Source organism: Sphaerimonospora mesophila, from assembly GCF_001417795.1.
GTDB lineage: Bacteria > Actinomycetota > Actinomycetes > Streptosporangiales > Streptosporangiaceae > Sphaerimonospora > Sphaerimonospora mesophila.
The window spans coordinates 62,853-79,439 of record NZ_BCBX01000043.1 but is presented as its reverse complement, the minus strand read 5'-3'; the positions used below and the strand labels follow the sequence as shown (position 1 = coordinate 79,439).

The following is a 16,587-nucleotide window of genomic DNA, read 5'->3' as shown; positions in this document are numbered from 1 at the left end:
CGCTCTCCCCCCGAATGCGCGGTGCCCCTGTTCCTACCCGCTCGGTCGGGGGCAGGTCCTCGCCCAGAGTACGGCCGGCCAGAAGGAGGTTTTGCCTGGTGAGGGGTGTGTTGGGACCGATGTGATGACAGAGGATTGCGTACCGTGATCGGACATGATGAGACGTTCGCTGGTGACGTTGGCCCTTGCCGCCACGACCGTGCCCGGATCCGCAGGAGGACTGGTCTCCGCCGACGGGGATCTGGCCATCCGGTCCATCACGGTGCGGCCGGATGATCCGGTCGTCGGGCCGAGCGACTCCGTCAAGCTCGTGATCGACGTGGTGGCGCGGGGCGCCGAGGACGTCGATGTCGTGATCAATCCCGGCCGCGGGAAACCGGACCGGCCGGCGGATCCGGACTCGCCCGACACGGTCGACGCGACTCCGTCGCCGACCCCTACTCCGACCCCTACTCCGACCTCTGTTCCGACCCCGACGCCGGCCCAGACTCCGGCTCCGGCCCAGACCCCGGCTCCCCCCGCGTCACAGCTCACCGACGTGCTGGTCTCCGCCCTTCCGGCGGACGGATGGGTGCTGCCGGGCGACCGGGAGCCCGCACCGGCGTCCGAAACGGACGGCGCCGCGCCCGAAGACGGAGACGGCGAGGAGGACGGGTGGGAGGTCTGGCGGTTCCTGCCGCAGAAGCCGCTGTCGCGGTGGTATCCGAGCGGCCCGTGGACGGTGACCGCCACCGCCACCGGCGCGGACGGCGGCGCCGTCACCGCCCAGACCACCTTCTCCCTCAGGCGCGCCACCGAACTGGAAGGGGTGAAGGTGGCCCGCGACGGAGACGACGTACGGATCACCGGCACGCTGCTGCGGGTCGATCCGCAGGGCCGGGTCGACTACCGGCCGTTCGGGAAGCAGCGGGTCGTGTTCTGCTTCCGCCCGTCGGGGTCGGACGACTGGCAGGACATGGGCAGCGCCGTGACCAGGAAGGACGGCTGGTTCAGCGGCCGGATGCGCGACGCGGGCGACGGAGCCTGGCGGGCGGAATATGTCGGGAGCAAGCATTACGCCCGAGATGCCAGCGCCGGTAAAACCACATGAGTCACAGGAGCAAAAATGGTTGCCACGGGACACCTAGTTGCGGATTTGTTACTTCTGCTGGGTTTTGACCGAGCAACTTTTCCTTTCCTTTGCGCGTCTATGACATAGGCGCGCCCCAACCCCGGGGCGTGTCCGCAACGGGGAAGGAAGTACCGAAATGGCGAAGCGCGTGGCCACCGTACTGGTGGCGGCCGCTCTGGGCGCCGCGACTCTCGCGGCGACCCCCGCGTACGCGGACGACGGATCCGGCCAGCCGAGTCCCTCCGGCCAGCCGACGGGTCAGTCCACTCAGCCGAGCCCGTCCGAGCAGTCGGCCAAGAAGGACTTCGGCAAGAAGCATTACGTGCCCGACCCGCGGATTCTGTCCGTCCACGTCAGCCCCAACCCGGTCGTCGTCAAGCGGCGGGGTTCCGTCCAGGTCACCGCCACGGTCCGGACCAAGGACGTCCGGAGCGTCTCCATCGAGGTCTGGGAGCCCTCCGGGCGCAGGCATCACGGGCAGCACCGGTTCGGCCAGCAGAGCGGTCAGCACGACAGGCACGACGGCAGGGCACGCTACGACACCGCGTCGCGGTCCTGGACCTTCACCTCGGGGCACAAGACCGGGCAGTGGAAGGTTCACGTCGAGGCCATCGGCCTGGACGGCAAGCGGCTGACCGCCGACCGTGGCTTCCAGGTGAAGCAGGACAGGTGGCGGCCGCAGCCGCCGAAGGGTCCGAAGGCGACCCGGATCGTCGGCTTCGACGCCACCCCCGAGCCGGTGCGCCGGGGCCACAAGCTCACCCTCCAGGGCAAGCTCCAGGTCGCCAGGTGCTACGCCGACTGGTACTACCGCGACTGGAACAGCTACGTCAGCGTCCACCGCGGCAGCGGCAACTGCCATGACAGCCGCTCCTACTGGCACGACTGGAACCGGCTGGGTCACCAGGACATCGACGTCTACTTCCAGGCGAGCGGCACGCGCGCTTGGAAGCGCGTCGGCACCCTCAAGAGCAACCGTGACGGGGGCTTCTACGGCAAGGTCCGGGCCTACCGGTCCGGCACCTGGGCCGTGAAGTTCGACGGTGCCCGCGGGCTCAAGGGCTCCGAGGCGCAGGACTACGTCAAGGTCGTTCGCTGGTAGCCGATACCGGATCACTCAGGTGTCCATATTGAACGCCCGGTTCCTCATGGAACCGGGCGTTCGGTGTCTGGTGCTTGAAACGTGATTAAAGCCGCGATCCTGGGTAGACGTGTCCCGGATTTTTCGCGGACGAACGAAGCGGGGCACACGAGGACGGGCTCCTCCCGGCGCGGCTCCGCGACCGACCGTAAAAGAGCTTGGGGGAACAGAGTTGATCCGGTTGCTGCTCGCCGAGGACATGCACCTGATCCGCAAGGCCCTGATCGCTCTGCTCGACTCCGAGGACGACCTCGAGGTGGTGGCCGAGACCGACACGGGCGAGGACATCGTACGGCTGGCCTGCCTGCGGCGGCCCGACGTCGCGATCCTCGACATCGGGATGCCCGGGATGGACGGGCTGACCGCGGCCGCCGAGCTCGGCCGGCGTCTGCCGAGCTGCCGGACGGTCATACTGACCGGCCTCGGCACGCCGGTCGCCCTGCGCAAGGCGCTGGACGCGGGGGCGCGCGGCTTCGTGGTGAAGGACGCCCAGCCCGGCCACCTGGTCGACTGCATCCGCCGGGTGGCGGTGGGGGAGCGGGTCGTCGACCCCGAGCTCGCCGTCGCCGCGCTCGACACCGCCGGCAACCCGCTCACCGACCGGGAGCTGGCCGTCCTGGAGACCGCCGCCGTGGGCGCGACCGTCGACGAGATCGCCGAACGGCTCTGCCTGTCCCGCGGGACCGTACGGAACTATCTGTCGAGAATTCTCGGCAAGGTCGGCGCCCGGTCACGCGTCGAGGCGATCCAGATCGCCTCGGAGTGCGGCTGGCTGTGGCCCACGAGGGACATCGGCATCGTCCGGTACCGCGCCCGCCGCTGAATCCCGCCCCGGCGAGCGTCCCGGCGAGTGCGCCGGCGCCGAACTCCAGTGGCCGACCAGGTCGGCGTAGAGCGGTGAGGCGGCCGCCATCTCGTCGTGCGTGCCGGACATGACCCGGGCCCCGTCCATGACGAGCACCCGGCGGGCGCGCAGCGCCGAGGAGATCCGGTGCGCGATCACGATCAGCGTGCCGCCGCGCGCCGCGAACGCCGCCTCGGCCCTCGCCTCCGCGGCCGGGTCGAGGTGGCAGGTCGCCTCGTCCAAGACGATCAGCCGTGCCGGGGAGAGCCAGGTCCTGGCCAGCGCGATGAGCTGGCGCTCGCCCGCCGACAGCGCGGCCGGGTCGAGCTCGGCGTGCATCCCGCCGCACCGCCGGGCCAGATCCTCCAGTCCGAACAGCGCGACCGCCTCCGCCACCGCCGCGCGGTCGGAGTCGGCGTCGAGGTCGAGATCGGGCGCGAGATAGGTCAGGTTCTCGGCGAGGCCGCCGTGGAAGACGTACGCCTCCTGCGGGATCAGCACCCGCGCGGCGGGCGCGACCTCGGCGGCCGGAACTCCGCCGATCATGACGGCGCCGTCCCCCGGCCGCAGCAGGCCGGCGATCAGCGCGGCCAGCGTCGACTTGCCGATGCCGCTCGGGCCGACCACGGCCAGGTGATCGCCCTCCGGCACCGTCAGGTCGAGCCCGGCGATGACGGGCTCGGCGGCCGGGCCGTACGCGAACTCGACGCCGCGCAGCTCCACCCGCACGCCGTCCGGCTCGCGGTCGCCCGGCGTGCGCGGCGTCCCGCCGCCGCCCAGGATCCGTTCCAGCGTCACGGCCAGCCGTACGCCGCTGACGCCGAGACCCTGCACCAGGCCGGACAGCGCCGGCGTCAGCGACTGGGTCAGGTAGGTGACGGTCCCGAGGATGATCCCGCCGGTGATGCCGCGGTGCAGCAGCCACGGCGCCCCCGCGAGCAGGAGGACGATCGGCAGCCAGCCGCCGACGGCGAGCGAAAGCGTCCTGGCGGCGGTGACCCGTGCCAGGGCCTCCGCCGCCCGTGCCTGCCGGTCGACCTTCCCGCCGACGGCCTCGGCCAGCCGGGTCTCGCCGCCGCAGGCCGTGACGTCCCGCAGCCCGCCGGCCATCGCGGCGACCGCCGCCGTGGTCCGCTCGTCGGCCAGGAAGAACTCCCGCTGCCGCCGGGCCAGGGCGGGCAGCGAGGCGAGGAAGAGCCCCAGCCCCGCGAACACCGGGGGCAGCACGAGGGGCAGCACCTCCGGGGCGAGCGTGGCCATCCCCAGCGCCACGCTCAGCAGCGTGAACGCGAACGACCTGATCACCGTGATGATCGCGCCGAAGGCGTCCCTGGCCAGCTCGACCTGGTGGTTCGTCCGGGCCACCGCCTCGGCGCCGGAGCCGGCGGTCTCGGTGGTGAGGGCGGTGGTCACGACCCGGGTCAGCAGCTCGTCCCGGAACGGCTCGACGATGCCGGCGATCTCCAGCAGGATCCGCCGCGCCCCCAGGGCCGCCACCACCCACGCGACGGCCAGCACCGCGAGCCAGGCGAGGCCGGTGCCCGGGCGGCCGGCGGCGAAGCCGTCGTCGACCGCCCGCGCGACCGCCTGCCCGCCGAGGAACGAGGGCACCGCCTCGGCCAGCGACCACCCCGCGAGACGGACGACGCGGTACGGCTCCCGCAGCAGAGCCCGGCGCAGCAGGTCCCGTACGGCGTCCCTCACCCGGCTCCTCGCGGGATCTCGCCGGCCTCTCACGGCGCCGCCTGGAAGACCGCGCGGTAGTCCGGGTCGTCCCACAGCGCCTCGTGCCGCCCGCTGGCCCTGACCCGGCCCCCGTCCAGCCAGATCACCTGGTCGGCGAGGGCGGCGGTGGCGGCTCGGTGGGCCACGACGAGCCGGGTGTGGCCGGCCAGCCTCCCGGCCGTGAGCGCCAGCGTGATCTGGCGCTCGGTCACCGTGTCGAGGCTCGACAGCGCGTCGTCGAGGATGAGCAGCCGCCCGGCCTGCGCGAAGGCACGGGCCAGGCCGATCCGCTGCAGCTCACCGCCCGACATCGGGGCGTCCGCCACCGGTGTGGCGTAGCCGAGCGGCAGGCGGCGGATGAACGCGTCGGCGCAGGCCGCGGCCGCGGCGGCCCGCACCCGGTGGTGGCCGCCGTCGAGGTCGTGGCCGGGCCCGGCGTCGTCAGGCCCGCCCAGCCCGAAACCGATGGCCCCGCCGATCGTGCCCGCGATCGCGTCCTCCGCCGTACCCACCGGCGTGTCTGCCACCGTTTTCTCCATGGTGTCGGCCGTGGGGCCGTCCGTCGGGGCGCCGGACCGCTCACCCGGCGGCCCGCCGAACAGGGCCGGCCGCTCGAACGCGTACCCGACGGCCCGGCGCAGCGTCCCGCGGGCGATCTCCGGCAGCGGGACCCCGTCCAGCAGGACCACGCCGTCATCGGGGTCGACCAGCCGCCCCGCGACGGCGGCCAGCGACGACTTGCCCGATCCCGAGCGTCCCACCACCGCCACGCACGAACCCCCGGGGATCACCACGTCGACGTCGCTCAGCAGCGGCGTGCCGTCCACCCGCACCGTGACCTCGCGCAGCTCCAGGTCGCCTGGCCCGGCCGGCAGCGGGCGGGAGCCGTACGGCATGGCCGGCTCGGCGAGCAGCCGTTCGACGCGCTCGGCCGCCGACCGGGCCCGGGCGATCCGCCCCACCTGGCCGATCGCCGAGCCGAGGCCCGCGCCGAGCGCGACGTAGCGTGCGGCGGCGAGCAGCTCGCCCACCGTGAGACCGCCGCCGGCGAGCCGTAGCCCGCCGACCGCGAGCACGGCCGTCTCCAGGAGGGGGATCACCACGGCCGCCTGGACTCCGGCGCGGGCGTGCAGCCGCCACAGCGCCAGGCCGTGGGCGCGCAGGCGCGGTAGCGGAGCGAGCACGCGCCGGGCCTCCCGTTCGCCCGTCGCGGCAGCGGCGATCGTGCGTGCTCCGGCGAGGGCGGTGACCAGCCGGGCGGCGATCTCCCCCTGAGCCCGCTGGTAACCGCCGGAAGCGGCGGTGGTCCGCCGCATGAACGCCCGGAGCACGGCCGTGATCACGATGAGCCCGGCGACGAGGGCGACCGCGAGCCAGGGATCGATCAGCGTCAGCGCCACGACGCTGCCCGCCGACGGGATGACGAGCGCGGCGGCGACGACGGCCGCCTCGGGGGCGCGGGCGGCCTCCTCCACGTTGACGCCGGCCCGGGTGACCACGTCGCCGGGTGGGTACCGCCCGGTGACGGCCGGGCCGACCGCCGGCACGTGGGTGACGACGCGGCGGCGCAACCATCGCGCGGCCCGGGCCCCGGTCACGCCGGACATGAGCACGACGACCGCGTCACAGGCGATCGCGAGGGCGACGAGGGCGACGACGACGAGCGTGGGAGCCGCCGTCGCCCAGGTCCACCCCGCCCGGCCCGCCGGGTCACCGGCGGAGCCCCCGACCCCGATCAGCGTGTCCACGGCACGGCCGAGTGCCATCGGGATGAGCAGGTCCGCCGCGGCGCCGAGGAGCGCCGCCGCCGCGAGGACCGCCGGTCGGCCGCCGCCGTGCCGTACGGCATCGATGATCAGCCGGTCCGCCGCCCGCGACGTCATCGGGTCTCCTCCGGGGGTCGCGTGAGAAAGTCCGTCAAGAAAATCGGCCGAGAGAGTCCGCGGCGAAATTCCGCTGCGAGAGTCCGCTGCGCGATTTCGCTGAGAAAGTGAGAAACCTGGGCGGCGGGGCCGCCCAGGTCTCGCGGTCACCGTCAGCCGCAGAGCAGGCTGAGGCTGCTGTTCTCGTGCGGAACGCAGGCGAGCAGGCTGAGGTTGCTGCCGCCGCCGCCGCCACCGCCGTGGCCGCCGCCCGGAGCTTCGAGGGTCTGCAGGTCGAGAAGAGCCATGCCGATCATCTCCTTCTTATGGTGGGTTCGGCCGCGGATGAGACCCGAGGCCGTGATCCGTCGGACTCGCTTCGCCGTCAGCCGCAGAGCAGGCTGAGGCTGCTGTTCTCGTGCGGAACGCAGGCGAGCAGGCTGAGGTTGCTGCCGCCGCCGCCACCGCCGTGGCCGCCGCCCGGGGCCTCGAGGGTCTGCAGGTCGAGGAGCGCCATCACGTACACCTCCTTTCCGTGCTGGTCGGGACCGTGGACCCGGCGACGGTGCGTGGGACGGCCCGCGCACCACCGCCGGGGGGCTCGAAGAACGGGAGGCTCACCGGCTCGTCGTGCAGCGCGGTGCCGAGTGCGAACAGCACGCCGGCGCTCCCTGTGGCGAAGTCCATGGAAAGGCGCAGGAGCTGGGCTCCGGGGAAGGCCAGGCCGTCCCCGTACGGAAGCTCGTGCCAGGCCAGGCGGGCGATCTGCGCGGTGATGTGCTCGTCGATCCGCCCGTCGATCCCCCCGGGTCGCTCCGGGCGCGGCGTGTCCCGCCAGGCGGCGAGACAGGCGATCATCCCGGCGCGGCCGGCGAACAGCCCGGGCTGGATGTAGTAGGGGAGCGCGGCCACCGGCCTGATGGCCGCCAGCGCCGCGGCGAACGTCTCGTCGTCCCGGTGGGTCAGATAGCGGTCCAGGACGAGCCCGATGCCCGCCGATCCCTCGTCGAGGTACGGATTGGTCCGCCATCCCTGCTCCACCTGGAGCTGCCCGTCGTCGCGGGTGACGCAGCGGCGCAGGTCCTGCCGCAGCGCCACCGACGCCAGGTCGAGCAGCGCGCGGTCGCCGGTGCGCTCGTAGACGTGCAGGAACATCAGCGCCGGGCCGGCCGAGCCGTACATGAGCCCGGCGTGCGGGTGCTTGCCGCCGCTGATCTCGGGGACGTCGTCGGGCCCGCCGAGCCGGTCGGCGACCGCCGCCACGAGCCGGTCGGCCTGTTCGCGGAAGCGCGGCTCACCGGTGGCGTCGTGGAGATGGAGCAGGTTCAGCGCCATCCCGGCCAGACCCCGATAGAGGCTGAGATCGGATCCGTCGTCGGGTGGGGAGCACAGCTCGGCCACGTCGAGCGCGTCCTGGCGGCGGCCGAGGGCCAGCAGGGCGTGCGCCACGCCGTGCAGCCCGCTGTAGAAGCCCGCGTCGCGCCGCTCTGCTGGTGCCTTGGCCCGTCTGACCAGCCACTCCTCGTGCTCGGGGAACCGCCCGGCCCCGGTCGCCGCCAGGGCGTGGAGCACGCCCGCCGCTCCGTTGGCGAGGCCGAGGCCGCCGCCCGGCTCGAACTGCACGATGTCGCCGGGGAACAGGCGGTCGTCGCGCTCGGGGGTCGCGCTCGCGAGGATCGCCCTGGCGAGGGCGTCCCGTACGGCCGGCCAATCGCCTGCCGCACGGCCCTCGGTTTCCGGACCGTGGGGTTTCCCGCTGTGGGCCTTCCCGCCGCCGGCTTTCCGGGCCGTGGACCCGTGGGGCGGCTCGTGGCCGAGGATGGTCCGTACGGCGGCCTCGACGCGCTCCGGCGGCACCGGAAAAGTCTCGGTGACGAGCCGGCCGATCTCCTCGGCCTTCGGCCGGTGCAACTGGAGCAGCATCGTCGCCATCGGTGCGAACACGGCGAGCTGGAGGCAGGCCAGCGCGTAGTCGTCGGCCGCCGTGCCGACCCGGTCGGGAGGCGGGACGAAGCCCGGATTGGCCAGCGTCGGCCGCCTGCGCTCGGCGGCGAGTGAGGAGACCTCGAAGTCGATGAGCACCACGCGGTCGCCGTCGACCAGGATGTTGAAGGGGTGCAGGTCGCCGAAGACCACGCCACGCCCGTGCAGTGCGGAGACCGCCTGCCCGATCCGGTCGAGCATCCCGGTGGCCCACTCCGCGTAGTCCGCGATCATTTCCGGGGTGCGGTCGGCTCTCGTCAGCGGGTGCCGCTGGGCGATGAGCTGGCTCAGCGTGGCCCCGCCGATGTGCTCCTGCACCAGGAAGTGATGGTCGCCGAGGACGAAGTGGTCGTGCAGGGCCGGCACGGCGTCCAGGCCGGCGAGCCGCGCCATGATGTCGACCTCGTGCCGCAGGCGGGTCACCGCGTCGCGTCCGGCGGCGTCCAGACCGGCGTGCGGCCGCGCCTCCTTCAGCACCACCTGCTCACCCGTCCGGGTGTCGTGTCCCAGGTAAACTCCGCCGCCGTTGGAGAAGTGCAGCACGCCGTCCACCTGGTACGGCAGGCCCTCCAGGGTGATCGAGTTCCTGGCGGCCAGGTGCGGTTCGAGGAAGGCGGGCAGCGTGACCCAGGACGGCAGGGCGAAGGCGGGCCCCCGCACGTCGGGCACCAGCCGGCCGTCGGGGTCCTCGATCGCGAGCACCTGCTCGCCGGAGTCCGACACGCAGTGGCGTTCGGCGAACCCGCCGTACCGGACGAACAGCGGGCCCTCGCCGTACCGCAGGTCGCTCAGGATGTACGGCCCCCGCACGCCGTCGAGGCTTTCGGCGAGCTCTTTGAGCACGAGTTCGAGGCGGTCCTCGTCCTCGGGGTAGATGGTGACCAGCTTGCCGCTCGAGCCGCGTAAGGCGTACTTGGAGTTCTGCATCGTCATGATCCGCCGGCCGCGGAGGAACTTGAAGGCCAGCCGGTTGGCCGTGCAGTACTCCCACGTGGCGTCGAGGACCCGCTCCGCCTGCTCGCCGCAGGAGGAAATGTGGATCTTCCAGCCCTGTGTCGGCAACGACAGACCGGCGGGTGCGTAATGCATCCAGGTCTCCGTCGACCGATGCAGCCACCCGTCGGGTACGGGTCGCCGGGTTATCTCGAAATCGGGATGCTCCACACGGTTGCGGTCGAGAGTGTCATAAAACAAGGGATCAGCGAGGCAATAAATCTCATACTTACTAATCACCAGATGTCCCCTTAGGCCGGTCGCAACAAAGAATTCCGGAAATGACTGGACTGGCCAAGTTACTCCAGTCAACAGCAATGTGTGAGAACGTCATGTGACCACCCATGAGTGACGTCATGGGAGTCGCATGAGTGATCCCACCCTTGCCGCAACCTCCCCCCCCCGGCCCCCGCCGTGATCTTGCGAAAGCTTGCAGATCAAGGGCCTGAGCAGGGATTTTTGCCTTCGTGATCTTGTGGTTTCTCGCAGACCTGCGGCGTGACCAGGTGAAACCTCCGCCGTGATCTTGCACTCCGCCACCGACTGCAAGATCACGGAGTCCATGTGCGCGGGTGAGGCGGCATTCCTGCGAGAAACTGCAAGATCACGGAATGGATCCGGGCAGGTCAGAGGCCGACGCTGCGAGAAATCGCAAGATCACGGGGAGGTCGGGGAGGTCTTGGAGGTCGGGGGGGTCGGGGGGGTCGGGATCTCGGCGGTCAGCCGGAACCAGCCGCCGGGGTCGACGGCCGTGCCGACGACTCCGCCCAGCTCGGCGGCCCGGCGGCGGAGATTGCGTATGCCGCTGCCGGCGCCCGCCGCCACGGGGGATCCGACGCCGTCGTTGGCGATGCTCAGGCGCACCCCGGAGGCCATCACCCGGGAGCCCGTGCCCGTCGCCCCGCCGGAAGCGTCCGCCCCGTCCACCTCGACCGGCGTCATCCTGATCACACACAGGCTCGCGCGGCTGTGGCGCAGCACGTTCGTCACGGCCTCGCGTACGATCACCGCGAGCACCGCGTCCACCTCCGGCGCGAGCTTCACCTCGGCCGCCTCGACCTCGCAGTTCGTGCCGTACGCGGCGAGCACCGCCCTGGCGTCGGCGATCTCCGACCACAGGGAGATCTTCTGGTACGACCTGGTCACGTTGCGCACCTCGGCCGCCGCCTGCCGGATCGACTCGATCGCCTCCGCCAGTGCCGCCCGCGCGGGGGAGTCCTCCTCGACCAGACGGCAGGCCAGCTCACTCTTGAGCGAGGCCAGCCACAGGCGGCCGCCGAGCAGATCGTGGACATCCCGGGCGAGCCGCTCCCTGGCCTCGGCGGCGGCCTGCCGTACGGCCTCGGCCCGCAGGGCGCTCAGCCGCCGTAACCGCCGCATCAGCAGGACCGGCAGCACGCACGGCGGCACGCCGATCACGAGGAGCGCGAACAGCACGGCAGGGCTGGACAGATCTGCGCTGGGCAAGTGTCGATCCTCCAGTCAGTCGCGCCGGAGGATCGGTCTTGCCTTTCGGTTCACAGCTCAAATCTTGTCACACTAATCGACGATATAGCGCGGCTTGCCGGTCGATGGATTTCGGTCTATCGCGTCTTCCCTGGAAAATTCAAGAATACGTGGAGAACGGCGGTAATTCGGATGCCCGGAAACAGGGTCGGGAAATCCCGCGGGCATCTGCCGCCGTCGGTCCTCACGAGACCGCCCGGGAGGCCGTGTCTCCCGAGGGCAACGTCCTGGCGCCGATCACGGCGAGCGTGAGGCCGCTCACCAGGAGCGCGAGGAGTTGCACGACGATCACCGCGTTGAACGTCCCGGTGACCTGGTCGCCCGAGTTCAGGTTGAGGTACGAGAGCTGGGACAGCATCACGGGCACGGTCAGGATCGCCAGCGCCAGCGGCACGGCGGGGGAGCGCCACCGGGGCGTGGACAGGTGCGCCACGACATATGCGACACCCGCCACCAGCAGCGCCAGGCAGGACAGGCCGGAGGGCGGCAGCCACGGCCACACCCATGCCCACACGCCGGGCCACTGCGGTGAGCGGCTCGCCGTGACCATGGCCCAGGACGACACCGCCGTGACCAGGAAGAGGGCCGCTCCGGCGATCAGGGGGAGCGCGGTCACCCGGACCGGGTGGCGGCGCGCCGGGGCGTCCCGGTGGAACCCGGCCAGCAGGGCGAGCGTGGGGACGACGAGCATGAGGGACCGGCTCACCCAATCGGCGAGAACCGACATCTCCGGCGCACTTGTCCAGGACACGACGAAATCGGCGACGTACGTGGTGAGTCCGAGCACCGCCGCGACCTTCGCGACGCGCGGACGGCCGCGGGTCAGCGCGATATAGCCGACGATCCACAGGGCGGGCGCGAGGTCCCTGGACAGGTGCCACGCCCGCTCCGCCGACGCCGGCTCTCCGATCGGCATCTCGCCGTTCGCGTACGGCAGGGCGAGCACGCCGTAGACATCCAGGGCCTGGGCCAGAAAGACGCAGCCCATCATCGCCTGGAAGCCCAGCCCGGCCAGGGCGGTCAGCCGTACGGTCCGACCCCAGGCGAGGCTCCTCGGCGGCGCGCCCGCGCCGCCCAGGCGGACCCGCACCGCGAGCGCGGCCACGCTTGCGATCTCCGACCACCGCGGCCATGCATCGTCGTCGTCCACGGCGGATCCCGAGGCGTCCAGGAAGGCCGAGACCATCTCCTCTTCGCGCTCGGCGCGATAGCTCGGCGGCAGCAGTCGCAGCACCCGCCGGTAGCGATCCTCCAGCGGGCTCATGCCGTTCCCCCCGCGTGCCGGGCGCGCAGCCGTTCCGTCGCATAGCGGGCCTTCTCGGCGAGCCGTACGGCCTCCGCCTCCAGGGCGCGGGCACCCCGATCGGTGAGCCGGTAGTAGCGCCGCAGCCGTCCCCGGTGGGCCTCCTCCCGGTCGAGTGCGACCAACTCGTCGGCGGCCAGCCGGTCGATCACTCCGTACAGGGTGCCGATCTTGAGCCGCACCCGCCCCTCGGAGAGCCGCTCGACCTCCTGTGCGATCCCATAGCCGTGCCGCGACTCGTCCACCAGCGCGGTGAGGACGAGGAACGCCTGCTCCGTCATACCCTGTGCCTTCATGCGCCCCAGCATATATTGCTTGACATGATATTAGGGGCGAAACGTTTCCGGCGACGGTGTCGGCGTCGTCACCGCCGCTCCACGTACGGGTCGATCCGCCGGCGGCGTGATCAGCCCGTGGGGTGATGTGCCGCTTCCGCGGCGCGCTCCCGCACCCGCGCGACCACCGCCGACCTGGTGAACTCCCGGCTCACCCGCACCAGCCAGGCGCTCTCCGAGGCGAGCGACGGATCGACGTCATGGAAGGGGTGCTCGGCGTCGTAGCGGCGCCCGGCGGCGTGGCCGATCAGGGAAGCAGCGATCACCGCGGCCTCCAGGGTGGCCGGATCCACCGCGGGACCCGCCCACTGTGGTACGGCCGGGTGCGCGTACGGCCGGAGCGTGAGCTGCGCGTCCCGGATCTCGATGATCCGCCGGTAGAGGGCGAACTCGGCGTTGCTCAGCGCGTTGGCCGTCGTCATCAGCGCGATCTGCGGTTGGGCCGTCCGTAGTGCCATCCACAGGGGGTCCATCCGCCGATGACGGATGAACGCCCGCACCCAGCGCAGCGGGGCGGCCAGCCATGTCCCCCAGGCGGTGAGGGTCGCCCCGACGAGCCAGAGCAGGATGCAGATGGAACCGATCATCGAACCGATCGGGACGGTGGTGGCCAGCGGCCGCCCGGTGAGCAGGGTGATCATCGGGCGGACTCCGGACCAGCCCGCCCAGACGATCCCCACGACGGCTCCGGCGACGACGAACCGCAGTCCGACCCGCAGGGCGGTGGTCTCCGCGTGCGCCGCGTAGCGGCCGACGGCGCGGGTGAAGGCCACCGCGCAAACCGCTATATAGAGGAAGAACACCGCAAGATACCCCACCACCAGCGGGTTGGTGGAGTACGTGTTGACGAAGTTGAGCGTGTAGGTGGTGTCGGCGGCGACCAGCATCGTGGCCATGAGGACCGCGGCCGCGGCGAGGATGGTTCCGTACCGGCGCAGCCATCGTCTCGTGTGCTCGGGGGTGGCGACGGTGTACCCGAGCGCGCCGAGGAAGTACGCCGCCGTCATCTCCAGAACATTGCCGACGAACCGGGCCGTGTTGGGCACCGGCTCGAAGCGGCTGACGAGGTCCAGCGTCGGGTGCGCCATGATCGCCATGGCCGACCCCAGACAGAGGAAGAACGCCGACAGGTAGTGCAGGCCCAGCGCCCGCTGGTCACGGCGTACGCGGAACAGCTTGTATCCGGCGACCCCGACGGCGAGCGCACAGGCGCTGTAGTTCAGCCAGTGCAGCATCGTTCACCGGATGTCGAAGATCGAGCCCACGCGGGCCAGGCCGTCGGCGATCTCGGGGGCGACCGATCCGGCCGGTCGGCGACGGGCCCGTTGCGAGATCATCGAGGCGACCAGCTCTGCCTCCTGCTCCTCCGCCGCCGAGTAGTCGGTCCGCCCGAGCACCCGCCGGACCAGGTCGCCGCTGAGGTGGGGAAACAGGAGCTCGGGCAGCAGGCCGGGGTCGACGTCGCCGACGTGCCCGCAGAGCAGATGTCCGACCTCGTGCAGCAGGATGTGCTCCCGGTGCAGGCGGGTGGTGCTGGTGGCGTAGAAGATGTAGTCGACCTCGTCGGTGGCGACCAGCGCGCCGCATTGCGCGGCGGTGCCCGGCATCGGCACCAGCTCGACGGCCCGGCCGCGCCGCTCTGCGAGCGCGGAGATGAACAGGTCGGGATCGAAGGGCGCCGGGATCGATAACCGATCGACGATCGACCGGCACTTGCGCCAGACAGCTCGATCAATCACCGTCGTGCTCCGTAAGCCCCCTGCGGCGCGCCTCGCGCCGTCTGATCGCCTCGATCATGTCGCTGATCGTGTCGAGCCCCTCGGGCGACAGTGTGACCGCGCGCAGGGCGATCTGCCGTACCGCGTTGTCCCGCAGCGCGCCGAGCAGTTCCAGCTCCTCGGCGATCCGCTCGCTCTGCTCGTCGTCGAAGAAGTAGGCCGGTGGCACCTGGAAGAACTGGGCGAGCGCCTCCAGGTGACGTTTGGTCGGATTGGTCCTGCGGCCGTTGCGCAGCTGCCACAGATAGGTGGCGGAGAAGCTCTCCCCGGTCGCCTCCCGGCAGGCGGCGGCGACCTCCTCGTTGCGGTACTGCTCTCGGTCCGGGCGCCGGACGACCTCGAAGAGCCGCTCGATCTTCTCGGCGAGGGTCGATCGGACGGGTGGCTCGGCCATTCGGTCACCCTTCCCTTCCGTGACGGACGAATCCTGCCGTGCCGGTTGGTGTGGCCGCCGGGTCCGATCATTCTAGTGTCGCCTCAGGGGCTCTCCGTTCTGGCGGATCCGTTCCCGGACACGGCGGACGCGACGAGATCGAGCGGATCGGCGTTGATGCCGAACCGGTGGCGCAGCGCCCGGCCGGCGGCGTGGACCCCCGACATCCCGTGCACGGCCGGGCCCGGCGGGGTGGACGAGGAGCAGAGGTAGACCCCGGGCAGCGGCGTGCGGTACGGGTCCAAGCGGGGAACCGGACGCATGATCATCTGCCACAGGTCGGCGGCGCCGCCGGAGATGTCCCCGCCGACATAGTTGGGATTGTGCAGGTGCGCCCGCGAGGCGGTGACGACGTGCTCGGCGAGGATCAGCTCTCGGAATCCGGGCGCGAACCGCTCCACCTGGGCGATGACCTGATCGCTGACGTCGCGGGGGGAGCCGTTCGGCACATGCGCGTACGTCCACAGGACGTGGTGACCGGCGGGCGCGCGTCCGGAGTCCACGACACCGGGCTGTACGGCCAGGACGTACGGCCGCCGCGCGTGCCGGCCGGCGGCGACCGCCTGCTCCGCGGCGAGCGCCTCGGCCCGGGAACCGACCAGATGCAGCGTGCCGGCCCGGGCGCACTCGGGGGACGCCCACGGCACCGGACCGGAGAGCGCGAAGTCGACCTTGCAGGCGGCGCCACCGGGGCGGAAGGCGCGCAACCGGCGGCCGTACCGGTCCGGCAGGAGATCGCCGGCGATGCGCAGCAGCCCCGCCGGGGCGACGTCGAGCAGGACGGCGCGGGCGCGCGGCAGCTCCGCCAAGGTGTCGATCCGCCGGCCCGTGATGATCCGCCCGCCGAGGCGGGTCAGCTCGGCGGCCATCGCCCGGGTGATGGTGTGGCTGCCGCCCTGCGGCACGGGCCAGCCGACCGCGTGGGCGAGGGCGGCGAGAACCAGGCCCACTCCGGCGGGGGCGATCGCCCGGGGCGGTGCGATGGCGTGCGCGCCGACACCCGTGAGCAGGGCGGGGGCCGCGTCACCTCGGAACCTGACCCCCCACAGCGCCGAGCCCTGCTCCAGAATCCGCAGCGCCATCAGCAGCGCCGTACCGGGATGCCGCGGCGGACTGCGGAAGTCGGACAGGGCGGTGTCGACGAGGGGCCGCCACCGTTCCACCAGGGGGCCGAGCAGCGACCGCCACGCCGGGCCGTCCACCCCCAGCCCCTGTGCCGTGCGCTCCAGGTCGCGCCAGGCCAGCGCGGCGCGGCCGCCGTCGAGCGGATGGGCGTACGGAATCTCCGGTTGCAGGAGCCGTACGCCGTGCCGGGACAGGTCGAACGCCCGGAAGAACGGGGACGCCAGCACCATCGGATGGACCGCCGAACAGACGTCGTGCCGGAAACCGGGCAGGGTCAGCTCTTCGGTGCGGGTGCCGCCGCCGATCGTGTCGGCGGCCTCGTAGACCAGCACCTCGAGGCCCGCCGCTGCGAGGACGAGCGCCCCGGCCAGGCCGTTGGGGCCGGAACCGACGACCACCGCGTCGACGCGGCCCCGACCGGAGCCGTTGAGCCGGGCAAGGTTCACTC

At 72.0% G+C, this 16,587-nt stretch carries 15 protein-coding genes; 3 read left to right on the top strand and 12 right to left on the bottom strand.

Going from position 1 to position 16,587, the window contains the following annotated elements:
- Window positions 1–154: 154 nt before the first annotated feature.
- From AP234_RS38130 to AP234_RS24730, 3 genes are all read left to right on the top strand, one after another.
- On the top strand, window positions 155–1,090 hold the full coding sequence (locus AP234_RS38130) for a hypothetical protein (protein ID WP_200926693.1): 936 nt from the start codon (window positions 155–157) through the stop codon (window positions 1,088–1,090).
- 157 nt (window positions 1,091–1,247) lie between these two features.
- Complete coding sequence (locus AP234_RS24735) at window positions 1,248–2,213, top strand: hypothetical protein (RefSeq protein WP_055482118.1); 966 nt, start codon at window positions 1,248–1,250, stop codon at window positions 2,211–2,213.
- Window positions 2,214–2,424: 211 nt separating this feature from the next.
- Window positions 2,425–3,075: a response regulator transcription factor gene (locus AP234_RS24730; RefSeq protein ID WP_055482117.1), complete on the top strand. Its 651-nt coding sequence runs from the start codon at window positions 2,425–2,427 to the stop codon at window positions 3,073–3,075.
- On the opposite strand, the gene AP234_RS24725 is transcribed toward AP234_RS24730, so the two are convergent.
- From AP234_RS24725 to AP234_RS24680, 12 genes are all read right to left on the bottom strand, one after another.
- Window positions 2,983–4,800, bottom strand: a complete 1,818-nt coding sequence (locus AP234_RS24725) for an ATP-binding cassette domain-containing protein (RefSeq protein ID WP_055482116.1) — start codon at window positions 4,798–4,800, stop codon at window positions 2,983–2,985. The genes AP234_RS24730 and AP234_RS24725 overlap by 93 nt on opposite strands.
- A gap of 29 nt (window positions 4,801–4,829) precedes the next feature.
- Complete coding sequence (locus AP234_RS24720) at window positions 4,830–6,704, bottom strand: ATP-binding cassette domain-containing protein (RefSeq protein ID WP_055482115.1); 1,875 nt, start codon at window positions 6,702–6,704, stop codon at window positions 4,830–4,832.
- Between the two features lie 152 nt (window positions 6,705–6,856).
- A complete protein-coding gene (locus AP234_RS36585) occupies window positions 6,857–6,991 on the bottom strand; it encodes a SapB/AmfS family lanthipeptide (RefSeq protein ID WP_152990603.1) in 135 nt (44 codons plus the stop codon).
- A gap of 77 nt (window positions 6,992–7,068) precedes the next feature.
- The gene (locus AP234_RS36580) at window positions 7,069–7,200 is read right to left on the bottom strand and encodes a SapB/AmfS family lanthipeptide (protein ID WP_152990610.1); all 132 of its coding nucleotides are present in this window, start codon (window positions 7,198–7,200) and stop codon (window positions 7,069–7,071) included.
- Complete coding sequence (gene lanKC / locus AP234_RS24715) at window positions 7,200–9,899, bottom strand: class III lanthionine synthetase LanKC (RefSeq protein WP_200926692.1); 2,700 nt, start codon at window positions 9,897–9,899, stop codon at window positions 7,200–7,202. Before lanKC ends, AP234_RS36580 begins: the two co-directional genes overlap by 1 nt.
- 417 nt (window positions 9,900–10,316) lie before the next feature.
- The gene (locus AP234_RS24710) at window positions 10,317–11,126 is read right to left on the bottom strand and encodes a histidine kinase (RefSeq protein WP_152990602.1); all 810 of its coding nucleotides are present in this window, start codon (window positions 11,124–11,126) and stop codon (window positions 10,317–10,319) included.
- Between the two features lie 223 nt (window positions 11,127–11,349).
- Entirely contained in the window at window positions 11,350–12,429 is a 1,080-nt protein-coding gene (locus AP234_RS24705; RefSeq protein ID WP_055482113.1) for a hypothetical protein, read from the bottom strand.
- Window positions 12,426–12,764 (bottom strand): PadR family transcriptional regulator, encoded by a 339-nt coding sequence (locus tag AP234_RS24700; RefSeq protein WP_235558355.1) that lies wholly within the window; start codon window positions 12,762–12,764, stop codon window positions 12,426–12,428. Before AP234_RS24700 ends, AP234_RS24705 begins: the two co-directional genes overlap by 4 nt.
- A gap of 110 nt (window positions 12,765–12,874) precedes the next feature.
- On the bottom strand, window positions 12,875–14,038 hold the full coding sequence (locus AP234_RS24695; protein ID WP_055482111.1) for an MAB_1171c family putative transporter: 1,164 nt from the start codon (window positions 14,036–14,038) through the stop codon (window positions 12,875–12,877).
- Window positions 14,039–14,041: 3 nt separating this feature from the next.
- Window positions 14,042–14,542 carry a hypothetical protein gene (locus AP234_RS24690; RefSeq protein WP_152990601.1) on the bottom strand — a complete coding sequence of 167 codons (501 nt, stop codon included), beginning with the start codon at window positions 14,540–14,542 and terminating at the stop codon, window positions 14,042–14,044.
- Window positions 14,535–14,975: a helix-turn-helix domain-containing protein gene (locus tag AP234_RS24685; protein ID WP_055482110.1), complete on the bottom strand. Its 441-nt coding sequence runs from the start codon at window positions 14,973–14,975 to the stop codon at window positions 14,535–14,537. Before AP234_RS24685 ends, AP234_RS24690 begins: the two co-directional genes overlap by 8 nt.
- 83 nt (window positions 14,976–15,058) lie before the next feature.
- Window positions 15,059–16,585, bottom strand: coding sequence for a phytoene desaturase family protein (locus AP234_RS24680; protein ID WP_235558354.1), 1,527 nt, complete (start codon window positions 16,583–16,585; stop codon window positions 15,059–15,061).
- Window positions 16,586–16,587 lie beyond the last annotated feature (2 nt).